10 protein-coding genes are annotated in these 9,987 nt (G+C 65.9%); all 10 read left to right on the forward strand.

The annotated features are described in order from the left end of the window. The coding region (locus AC16JP_RS01360) for an FAD-dependent oxidoreductase (RefSeq protein ID WP_484338807.1) at positions 1-1,448 on the forward strand (1,448 nt) is incomplete at its 5' end. Between the two features lie 69 nt (positions 1,449-1,517). Continuing rightward, complete coding sequence (locus AC16JP_RS01365; protein WP_484338808.1) at positions 1,518-2,804, forward strand: MFS transporter; 1,287 nt, start codon at positions 1,518-1,520, stop codon at positions 2,802-2,804. A gap of 84 nt (positions 2,805-2,888) precedes the next feature. Next, positions 2,889-3,515 carry a GTP cyclohydrolase I FolE gene (gene folE, locus AC16JP_RS01370; RefSeq protein ID WP_484338809.1) on the forward strand — a complete coding sequence of 209 codons (627 nt, stop codon included), beginning with the start codon at positions 2,889-2,891 and terminating at the stop codon, positions 3,513-3,515. Between the two features lie 2 nt (positions 3,516-3,517). Beyond that, positions 3,518-4,846 carry a 30S ribosomal protein S12 methylthiotransferase RimO gene (gene rimO, locus AC16JP_RS01375; protein WP_484338810.1) on the forward strand — a complete coding sequence of 443 codons (1,329 nt, stop codon included), beginning with the start codon at positions 3,518-3,520 and terminating at the stop codon, positions 4,844-4,846. Next, on the forward strand, positions 4,843-5,382 hold the full coding sequence (locus tag AC16JP_RS01380; RefSeq protein ID WP_484338811.1) for a methylated-DNA--[protein]-cysteine S-methyltransferase: 540 nt from the start codon (positions 4,843-4,845) through the stop codon (positions 5,380-5,382). The genes rimO and AC16JP_RS01380 overlap by 4 nt, the downstream gene beginning before the upstream one ends. Then, positions 5,382-7,694 carry a fused MFS/spermidine synthase gene (locus AC16JP_RS01385; RefSeq protein ID WP_484338812.1) on the forward strand — a complete coding sequence of 771 codons (2,313 nt, stop codon included), beginning with the start codon at positions 5,382-5,384 and terminating at the stop codon, positions 7,692-7,694. Before AC16JP_RS01380 ends, AC16JP_RS01385 begins: the two co-directional genes overlap by 1 nt. An 8-nt stretch (positions 7,695-7,702) precedes the next feature. Beyond that, a complete protein-coding gene (gene argC / locus AC16JP_RS01390) occupies positions 7,703-8,749 on the forward strand; it encodes an N-acetyl-gamma-glutamyl-phosphate reductase (protein ID WP_484338813.1) in 1,047 nt (348 codons plus the stop codon). Beyond that, a complete protein-coding gene (locus AC16JP_RS01395) occupies positions 8,746-9,300 on the forward strand; it encodes a GNAT family N-acetyltransferase (RefSeq protein WP_484338814.1) in 555 nt (184 codons plus the stop codon). Before argC ends, AC16JP_RS01395 begins: the two co-directional genes overlap by 4 nt. Further along, a complete protein-coding gene (locus AC16JP_RS01400; protein WP_484338815.1) occupies positions 9,297-9,827 on the forward strand; it encodes a GNAT family N-acetyltransferase in 531 nt (176 codons plus the stop codon). Before AC16JP_RS01395 ends, AC16JP_RS01400 begins: the two co-directional genes overlap by 4 nt. Next, positions 9,827-9,987 (forward strand): gamma carbonic anhydrase family protein (locus AC16JP_RS01405; RefSeq protein ID WP_484338816.1); only part of this gene is annotated, 161 nt, incomplete at its 3' end. The genes AC16JP_RS01400 and AC16JP_RS01405, both read left to right, overlap by 1 nt.

Here is a 9,987-nt window from a genome sequence, read left to right on the forward strand (position 1 = left end):
CGATGCTGCGCGGCCATGTCGGAGAGGAGGCAGTCCTGCTGGCAAGGCTGGGCGACGGTTTTCGCGCCGTTGGCGCATTTTGCACCCACTATGGCGGGCCGCTGGAGCAGGGCATTCTTGTTGCCGACACCGTGCATTGCCCGCTACACCATGCCTGCTTCTCGTTGCAGACGGGCGAAGCGCTGGGTGCTCCGGCCTTCGATGCGCTGCCCTGCTGGCAGGTCGAGCAGGAAGGCGACCGCATCATCGTGTGCCGGAAAGCGGTCGCTGCGGCCGCGGCCCTGGCGGCCGGCGGCAAGCAGCCCGCCGATATCGTGATCGTCGGTGGAGGAGCGGCGGGCTTTGCCTGCGCCGAGATGCTGCGCCGGCGCGGGTATCGGGGCCGGCTGACGATGCTAAGCGCCGACGCCGACTGGCCGTGCGACCGCCCGAACCTTTCGAAGGATTTTCTGGCGGGCGCCGCACCCGACGCGTGGATCCCGCTGAAACCGGAGAGTTTTTACACCGAACAGCGGATCGACGTGCATCTGGCAACGCCAGTTGCGAAGATCGATCTGGCCGACCATCGGGTGACGACCGCCGATGGGCGCACGTTCGCGTTCGACCGGCTGCTGATCGCGACCGGCGCCGAACCCGTCAGATTGCCGATCCCCGGCGCCGATCGGGCACATGTGTTCACGCTGCGCTCGTTTGCCGACAGCCGCGCCATCGTTACGCGCGCAGCAACGGCGCGATCCGCCGTGGTGCTGGGATCCGGGTTCATCGGGCTGGAAGTAGCCGCCGCATTGCGTCAGCGCGGGCTGGACGTGCATGTCGTCTCGCTTGATGAGCGCCCGCTGGAACGGGTTCTCGGCCCGGCGCTGGGCGATCATCTGCGCCACCTGCACGAAGGCCATGGCGTTCACTTTCACATGCAGACGACGATTGCCGCGATCGAGGAAACGGCTGTGCAGCTTGCCGACGGCACGCGCCTTGTGGCGGACATCGTGATCATCGGGGTCGGCGTCAGGCCGCGCACGGCACTGGCCGAGGCGGCCGGGCTGCGGATCGATCATGGCGTGCTGGTCGACCAGCATCTCGAGACGGCGGTGCCCGGCGTTTATGCTGCGGGCGATGTTGCGCGTTGGGCAGCCACCGATGGCGCCACCATGCGGGTCGAGCACTGGGTGGTTGCGGAACGGCAGGGGCAGGTCGTCGCCGAAAACATGCTGGGTGGTTCGGTTCGGTATGTCGACACGCCGTTTTTCTGGAGCGCGCATTTCGATGTGGCGATTCGCTATGTCGGCCATGCGGAAGGCTGGGATTCGATCGAAGTGGATGGCGACATCGGCGCGAACGACTGTGCTGTAAAGTATCGGAACGGCGACAAAATCGTAGCAGTTGCCACCATCGGCCGCGACCGCACGGCGCTTGAGCAGGCGCAGAAGCTGGCGGCGACGGCAGCCTGACGTTGCCACGGCCGGCTGCACCTGCAATCGGTGCCTTGTCAGCGAATGCGGTTGCGATACAGTCGCGCTATGCAAGATCAGATCCGGCCGCACGCCCCCCGACCTCGAATCCCGCTGCGCTGGAAGATCATCGGCCTCGTTACACTGGGGACGATCCTGAACTATCTGGCCCGCTCGACGCTTTCTGTGGCGGCGCCGACCCTGATGCAGCAGTTCGAGATGACGGTCGAGCAATATAGCTGGGTCGTGCTGAGCTTTCAGGCCAGTTACACGGTGATGCAGACGGTGGCCGGATCGGTGCTGGATGCGCTGGGAACCCGGCTAGGCTTCTTCATTTTCGCGGTTGGCTGGGCGCTTTCCAACATGGCGCATGCGCTGGCCACCGGCACGTTCAGCCTGGCCTTCTTCCGTGGCCTGCTTGGCGCGACCGAGGCCGCAGCAATCCCGGCCGGTTCCAAAAGCGTATCGGAATGGTTCCCCTCGAAGGAACGGCCGCTGGCCACCAGCCTGTTCCAGATGGGAACCAGCGTCGGCAACATGATCGCGCCGCCGCTGGTTGCCTTCTGCATCCTCTATTGGGGCTGGCAGTCGGCCTTCCTGGTGACCGGCGCGCTCAGCCTGTGCTGGGCGGTTCTGTGGTGGTTCAGCTACCGGCGCCCCGAAGAGCACAAGGCGCTGCACCCCGACGAGCTGGCCGAGATCGAGGCCGGGCGCAACGATGGTGATGGCGATGGCGGCGGCAAGCCGGCAACCCGCAAGGAAGTGCTGAAAAGCCGGGGCTTCTGGGCGATCGCGCTGCCGCGCTTTCTGGCGGAACCGGCGTGGCAGACGTTCAATTTCTTCATCCCGCTGTATCTGGTTGCTGTCTGGGGCATGGATCTGAAGGGGCTGGCGCTTTGGGCGTGGCTGCCGTTTCTGGCCGCCGATTTCGGCTCGCTGGCAGCGGGCCTGCTGCCGCCGTGGCTGATGCGGCGTGGCGTCGGGCTGGTGCAATCGCGCAAGCTTACGATGACGATCGGCGCATTCTGCATGCTGGGGCCGGCAGCGATCGGCTGGGCGACATCGCCGCAGATGGCGATTGCGCTGTTCTGTATCGGCGGCTTTGCCCACCAGATGCTGAACGGCGCGCTGATCACCCTTGGCACCGATCTGTTCGACAGCAAGGCCGTCGGCACCGCCAGCGGCATGGCGGGCACCTTCGCATGGACCGGCGGCATGCTGTTCACCTTCCTGATCGGCAAAAGCGCCGACAGCTTCGGCTACAACCCGCTGTTCGTGGCGCTTGCGGTGCTCGACCTCTTGGGAGTTGTCATTCTGTGGACGCTGCTGCGCCGCCGCACCGGGGCGGCTGCCTGAAAATCGCCGCCTGACCTTCACATTGCCGATTTCGGCCCGCCGCCCTAAGGAGGCTAAGGAGGTCGTTCGGCCAAGAGGATATTGATGGTGGATTTTCACAGCCTCGACGACGAGGCAGCGCACGACGGCGACCGCGATGCCGGAATCCCGGCAGACGTGCTGGATGCCGTGCGCACGCTGATTCGCTGGGCAGGCGACGACCCGGATCGCGAAGGGCTGATCGACACGCCCGGACGTGTGGCGCGCGCCTACCGCGATTACTACAGCGGCTACGAGGAAGACCCGCGCCACCACTTGAGCCGCACCTTTCAGGAAGTGGGCGGCTACGACGAGATCGTGCTGCTGCGCGACATTCCCTTCCATTCGCACTGCGAGCATCACATGGCGCCGATCATCGGCCGGGTGCATATCGCCTATCTGCCGACGGACCGGGTGGTCGGGCTGTCCAAGCTGGCGCGGGTGGCGCTGGGCTACGCCCGCCGCCTGCAGGTGCAGGAGCGCCTGACCGCCGAAATCGCCGACGCCATTCAGGACGTGCTGAACCCGCGCGGCGTAGCCGTCGTCATCGAGGCGAGCCACGCCTGCATGACGGCGCGCGGCGTGCGGACGACCGGTTCCACCATGACCACCAGCCGGATGATGGGGATCTTCCGCAGCGACGAGCGCAGCCGCAAGGAAGTGCTGATGCTGATGAACGTGGGCGCCGCCTGATCATGGCCGAAAAAGTTTCGATCGAACCGCCGCGCAAAGTGGGCATGGTGTCGCTCGGCTGCCCGAAGGCGCTGGTCGACAGCGAGCGCATCCTGACGTCGCTCAGGTCCGAGGGGTATCGGATGTCGGGCGATTATGCCGGCGCCGACGTGGTGATCGTGAACACCTGCGGATTTCTCGACAGCGCCAAGGAAGAAAGCCTCGACGCCATCGGTGAAGCCCTGGCCGAAAACGGCCGCGTCGTCGTTACGGGCTGCATGGGCGCCGAGGCGGATCGCATCCGCACCCGCTATCCCGATGTGCTGGCCGTGACAGGGCCGCAGCAATATGAAGCCGTGGTCGGGGCGGTGAAGCAGGCAGCGCCGATGCCGCCGCAGCCGTTCGTCGATCTGGTGCCCGATGTCGGTCTGAAGCTGACGCCGCGCCATTACAGCTATCTGAAGATTTCCGAAGGCTGCAACCACCGTTGCTCCTTCTGCATCATTCCGTCGCTGCGTGGCGATCTGGTGTCGCGCCGACCCGATGCCATCCTGCGCGAGGCCGAAAAGCTGGTCGCCGCCGGAACGAAGGAACTGCTGGTCATATCGCAGGACACCTCGGCCTACGGGCGCGACCTGCGCCACGCGACGTTCGGCAAGGACGGGCTGCGCGCCCACATCACCGATCTGGCGCGCGAGCTTGGCCGCCTCGGCGCCTGGGTGCGGCTGCACTATGTCTATCCCTATGTCCATGTCGACGAACTGATGCCGCTGATGGCGGAAGGACTGATCCTTCCCTATCTGGATATCCCGTTCCAGCACGCCTCGCCACGGGTGCTGAAGGCGATGCGCCGCCCCGCCAACGAGGACCGGGTGCTGGAACGCATCCGCAAATGGCGGCAGATCGTGCCCGACCTTACTATCCGCTCGACCTTCATCGCCGGTTTTCCGGGCGAAACCGAGGAAGACTTCCAGCACCTGCTTGGCTGGCTGGACGAAGCGCAACTCGATCGTGTGGGCTGCTTTGCCTATGAACCGGTCGAAGGGGCGGCCGCGAACGGCCTGCCGGGCGCACTGCCGCGCGAGGTGCGGGAGGAACGTCGCGACCGGTTCATGGAAAAGTCGGCGGCAATCTCGGCGGCCAAACTGCAAGCCAAAGTGGGGTGCACCATCGACGTTCTGATCGACGAGGCCGACGGCGAAGGCGGCGCCACCGGGCGCAGCAAGGCCGACGCCCCCGAGATCGACGGCAGGGTGCTGTTGCGCGATGCGCCATCCGCCCGTGTCGGCGAAATCCTGCGGGTGACGATCGAGGACGCCGACGCGTTCGACCTGTTCGGTGTGCCTGCATGACCATCCGGCTGTCGGCCATCGACACACCGGTCGGGCCGATGGCGTTGGCGCACGACGATAACGGCGTTCTCTGGGCCGCCGAGTTTCACGATTCGCCCGAGCGCATGGCGGCAAGCCTTGCGCGCTATGCGATCCGCCCCGCCGGCACTGGCGAAGTGCAGCCGCCCGCGCATATCGCAGCGGCGTTCACGGCCTATTTCGCGGGCGATCTGCATGCGCTTTCGGCGTTGCGCACCGGTGTCGTCGGCAGTGTGTTCGAACGCGCGGTCTGGGCGGAACTGCGCCGCATCCCGCCGGGCGAAACGCGAAGCTATGGCGATATCGCCCGAGAACTGGGGGGTGCCGCATCGGCACGCGGACCGAACGCAAGGGCCGTCGGCACCGCAAATGGCCGCAATCCGCTGGCCATTGTCGTTCCGTGCCATCGTGTTATCGGGGCGGATGGCAGCCTGACCGGCTATGCCGGAGGGCTGGATAAAAAAGCATGGCTTCTGGCCCACGAAGGCTGGAGCCCGTCACAGGGGGGTCTTTTCTGATGGATCTGGCGGCAGCGCAGGCACAGACGCAGGAACAGGAACAGGCACAGGCACAGGCACTGCGCATTCCGTTTCGGCCGATCTTCATTTCCATCGTGTTTCTGGGCAGCTTCCTGCTGTTTCTGGTGCAGCCGCTGGTGGCGCGGCTGGCGCTGCCGGTGCTGGGCGGCGCGCCAAGCGTCTGGAACACGGCGATGCTGTTCTATCAGGCGGCCTTGCTGCTGGGCTATGCCTATGCGCATCTGCTGCAACGCTTCGCGTTCCGCACGCAGGCGATCTGCCACCTGCTGCTGTTCGCCGCTGCTACCCTTACGCTGCCGATCGGCATCCGTGCAATCGGCGGCGCGGAAACCGGCGATGCGGCGGCGGTCTGGCTGCTGAAGCTGCTTGCGGTTTCTATCGGCCCGGTGTTCGTGGCGGTCGCGGCACAGGCGCCGTTGATGCAGGCATGGTTTGCACGATCCGGCGATCCGCACGCGGCAAGCCCCTGGTTCCTGTATGCGGCCTCGAACGCCGGTTCGCTGACCGGGCTTCTTGCCTATCCATTCCTGCTGGAACCGCTGTCCAGCCTGCCGTTCCAGCAGATCCTCTGGTCGTCGGGCTATCTGCTGCTGATGGGGCTGGTCACGCTGGGCGCGCTGGCGGTGCTGCGCACAGGCGCCCGCCCGCCGGCAGTAGCGGCCGACACCGCGACGGAACATGGCAGCAGGCCGGTGACATGGTGGCGGCGCATGCACTGGCTGCTGCTTGCGGCGGTGCCTTCGGGGCTGATGCTTTCCACCACCACCCACATCACCACCGACATCATGGCGATGCCGATGCTGTGGGTGTTGCCGCTTTCGGTTTACCTGATCAGTTTCATTCTGGTGTTCTCGTCGGGTGGGGCAGGCGTTACCCGGATGGCCGTCTGGATGGCGCCGCTGGCGCTGCTGCTGTTCGGCAGCGCGGCCATGCTGGCGGCCGAACAGTCGGCGACGATCTACGGGCTTTCGTCGCTGCTGCTGCTGCTGATCGTGTCGACGGCGCTGCATGGCACCCTGGCCGAAGACCGGCCATCCGCCAGCCGGCTGACCGAATTCTATCTGTGGATGGCGGCCGGCGGTGTGGTAGGCGGTCTGTTTCCGGCGCTCGTCGCGCCGCAGTTGTTCGACTGGGTCTATGAACATCCGATCCTGCTGCTGGCGGCAGCGCTGCTGGTGCCGGCAAAGCCGCTTGGCGCATGGCTTTCGAACTTCTGGGCGGGCGGCAAACGCCCGGCGCGGCTGTTCCAGATCCTTGTGGTGCCGCTGTCGCTGGCGCTTGGCTGGTGGGTCAACAAGCTGTTCGTTCCAGGCGACGGCACCTGGTTCGGCGTTGCCGAACTGGCGCTGCTTGCCGGGCTGGCGCTGGTTTCGATCGGCCGCCGGATCCTGTTCACCTGGGTGCTGGCGATGATCATGCTTGGGCTGGGCGGCTGGAAGCAGATGGAAACCTCGGCCGCCGAAGGCGTGCGCCAGCGCAGCTTCTTCGGCGTTTACACCGTGCAGAACGTCGAGGGCGCCAACATCCGGCGGCTGCTGCACGGCACGACCATGCACGGGGCACAATCGCTGGACCCCGGCAGTGCGCTGGCGCCGCTGACCTATTATGTGCCGGAAAGCGGGGTCGGGCAGGCGATGCGCGCCGCACCCGCGCTGTTCGGGCCGAAAGCGCGGATCGGGGTGATTGGCCTGGGGGCAGGCACATTGAGCTGCTATGCAACCCCGGACGAAGACTGGACGATGTTCGAAATCGACCCGCTGATGGTCGAGATCGCGTCCGACCCGAAACGCTTCACCTTCGTCAGCTCGTGCAAGCCCGATGCCCGCATCGTCGTCGGTGATGCGCGCCTGAAGCTTGCCGACGAACCTGCCGCGCGGTTCGATCTGCTGGCGGTCGACGCCTTTTCGTCGGATGCAATCCCGTTGCACCTGCTGACGCGCGAAGCGTTCGACGCCTATCGCCACACGCTGGCGCCGGGCGGCGTGCTGCTGGTTCACATCTCGAACCGGTTTCTTGATCTGCAACCGGTCGTGGCGGCGATCGCACAAGCCGAAGGCATGGCGGCACGCGTGTTCAGCTACAAGCCGTCCGACGACCTCCGCGCCAAGGGGCATACTGCCTCGGTGTGGATCGCGCTGGCCGCCGACGAGGCGTCGATGCGCGCCTTCACGCAGGCAACGGCCAACCCTGCCGGCTGGCAGAACATGGCCACCCGGCCGGACGTTCCGGCATGGTCCGACGATTTCGCCTCGGTGCTTCCCGTCTTGAAGAGCTTTACCGGACAGCACTAAGGGGAGGGATGCACGCACCTGTCCGCATCGCAGTTCTGGGGGCGTCGGGATATACCGGCGCCGACCTCGTCCGCCTCGCCCTTACGCACCCCGGTGTCGAGATCCTTGGCCTTGCGGCCAACCAGAAGGCCGGCCAGCACATGGCCGACATCTGGCCGCACTTTCGCGCCTATCCGGCGCTGCCGCGCCTAGTCAGGGCCGAGGAACTGCCCTGGGATTCGATCGACGCAGTGTTCGGCTGCCTGCCGCATGCTGCGTCGGCGGAACTGCTGGCGACGATCGATCCGCGAATCCGCATCATCGATCTGTCGGCGGATTTCCGCCTGAACGACGCCGATATCTACGCCCAATGGTATGGTGGCGCCCACCCCGCGCCGCACATGCTGGCCGGTGCGGTCTATGGACTTACCGAAATGGCGCGGGCCGAACTGCCGGCGGCGCGTCTCGTCGCCTGTCCGGGCTGTTATCCGACGGCGGCACTGCTGGCGCTGCTGCCGTTGGCGCAGGCCGGGCTGATCCGGCCATCGAATATCACCATCAACGCACTTTCCGGCGTGTCGGGCGCCGGGCGCAGCTTGAAAGAGGCGAACCTGTTCGCCGAAGTGTCCGAGGCGGTCGCCCCCTATGGCATCGGCCACCACAGGCACATGCCGGAAATCGAGCAGGAACTGAGCAGACGTTTCGGCGCGAATGTCACCATCAGCTTCACGCCGCACCTGCTGCCGATGAACCGGGGGGAACTGGAAACCATCACCGTCGAACTGGCCGAGGGCAGGTCGGCCGCCGACCTGCGGGCCTGTGTCGCGGCCCGCTACGCCGACGAACCGTTCGTGCATCTGCTGCCCGAAGGCGTTGCGCCAGCCACGCGGATGGTCAGGGGCTCGAACCACATGGTGCTGAACGTCTTTGCCGACCGGGTGCCGGGCAGGGCGATCGTGATCGCCGCGATCGACAATCTGGTAAAAGGGTCGTCCGGTCAGGCGCTCCAGAACATGAACCTGATGTTCGGCCTGCCGGAAACGATGGGGCTGGAAGCAGCGCCGCTGTTCCCATGAGCACCGGGCAGATATTCACCACCGAACGGCTGATCCTGCGGCCGTGGACATTGGCCGACCGCGAAGTTCTGGCCGGTTTTTCGCTGGACCCGGTGCTGATGCATCATTTCGGCCGAGCAGAACTATCCGACGACAGCGAGGAACGCCTTGCCCGCATGGAGCGGTTCGACCGCGAGCTTGGTTTCAGCTTCAAGGCGGTGGTGCGCCGATCGGACGGGGCAATCATCGGCAATTGCGGGCTGAAGCCGATCACGCTGGCCAAAGGCGTGTTGCCGCTTGTCCGCCCCGACGAGATCGAGATCGGCTGGCTGCTCAGGCAGGATTGCTGGGGGCAGGGCTATGCCCATGAGGCAGCGCTGCCGATGCTGGACTGGGGGCTTGCCCTTGGCCCGCGCGTAATCGCCATGACGGCGGCATCGAACACTGCCAGCCGCAAGCTTATGGAGCGTCTGGGCATGCACCATCTGCCTGACTGGGATTTCGACCATCCCGACGTTGCGCCCGGCCATTTTGCGCGGCCAAGCGTGATCTACGCCAAGGAACGCGCATGATCCGGACCAGCCGCCTGCTGCTTCGCGCCTTTATCGAGGCCGACCGCGATCCATGGGCGGCGATGAACGCCGACCCCGAAGTGATGCGCCACTTTCCCGGCATCCTGACGCGCGCCGAAGCCGATGCAGTGATCGAGCGGGTGAACGGCAAGATCGCGGCAACCGGGGTTGGCTTCTGGGCGCTTGAACGACAGGAGGACGGGCTGTTTCTGGGCTTTGCCGGGCTGAACCGCATCGCCCATGCCAATCTGCCGATCCACGGCCAATGGGAAGTCGGCTGGCGGCTGCGGCGCGAAGCCTGGGGCCATGGCTACGCAACCGAGGCAGGCGCCGCCGCGCTGGCGCATGGTTTCGGGCAGATGGGGCTGCCGCGCATTCTGGCCTATACCGCCCGCACCAACGAACCGTCGCAGGCGGTGATGCGGCGGCTGGGGATGCTCCATGTGCCGGAGATGGATTTCGATCATCCGCTGTTCGAACAGGGGGCGCCTGCGCGCCGCCACGTCGTCTTTGTGAAGGAGGCCTGATGCCCGTTCATCCCTTTGCCGGGCAGCAGCCCCGGATCGATGCCGACGCCTGGATCGCACCGGGCGCGCAGGTGATCGGCGATGTAGAGATCGGAGCCGGGGCGTCGATCTGGTATAATGTCGTGGTGCGCGGCGACGTGATGCCGATCCGTATCGGCGC

Source organism: Sandaracinobacteroides sp., from assembly GCF_057137845.1.

What these genes read in the sequence shown, in the direction of transcription:
- AC16JP_RS01395 (WP_484338814.1), top strand. Translation starts at nt 8,746, where the DNA reads ATGAGCACCGGGCAGATATTCACCACCGAACGGCTGATCCTGCGGCCG.
- AC16JP_RS01385 (WP_484338812.1), top strand. Translation starts at nt 5,382, where the DNA reads ATGGATCTGGCGGCAGCGCAGGCACAGACGCAGGAACAGGAACAGGCA.
- AC16JP_RS01365 (WP_484338808.1), top strand. Translation starts at nt 1,518, where the DNA reads ATGCAAGATCAGATCCGGCCGCACGCCCCCCGACCTCGAATCCCGCTG.
- AC16JP_RS01380 (WP_484338811.1), top strand. Translation starts at nt 4,843, where the DNA reads ATGACCATCCGGCTGTCGGCCATCGACACACCGGTCGGGCCGATGGCG.
- rimO (WP_484338810.1), top strand. Translation starts at nt 3,518, where the DNA reads ATGGCCGAAAAAGTTTCGATCGAACCGCCGCGCAAAGTGGGCATGGTG.
- folE (WP_484338809.1), top strand. Translation starts at nt 2,889, where the DNA reads ATGGTGGATTTTCACAGCCTCGACGACGAGGCAGCGCACGACGGCGAC.
- AC16JP_RS01400 (WP_484338815.1), top strand. Translation starts at nt 9,297, where the DNA reads ATGATCCGGACCAGCCGCCTGCTGCTTCGCGCCTTTATCGAGGCCGAC.
- argC (WP_484338813.1), top strand. Translation starts at nt 7,703, where the DNA reads ATGCACGCACCTGTCCGCATCGCAGTTCTGGGGGCGTCGGGATATACC.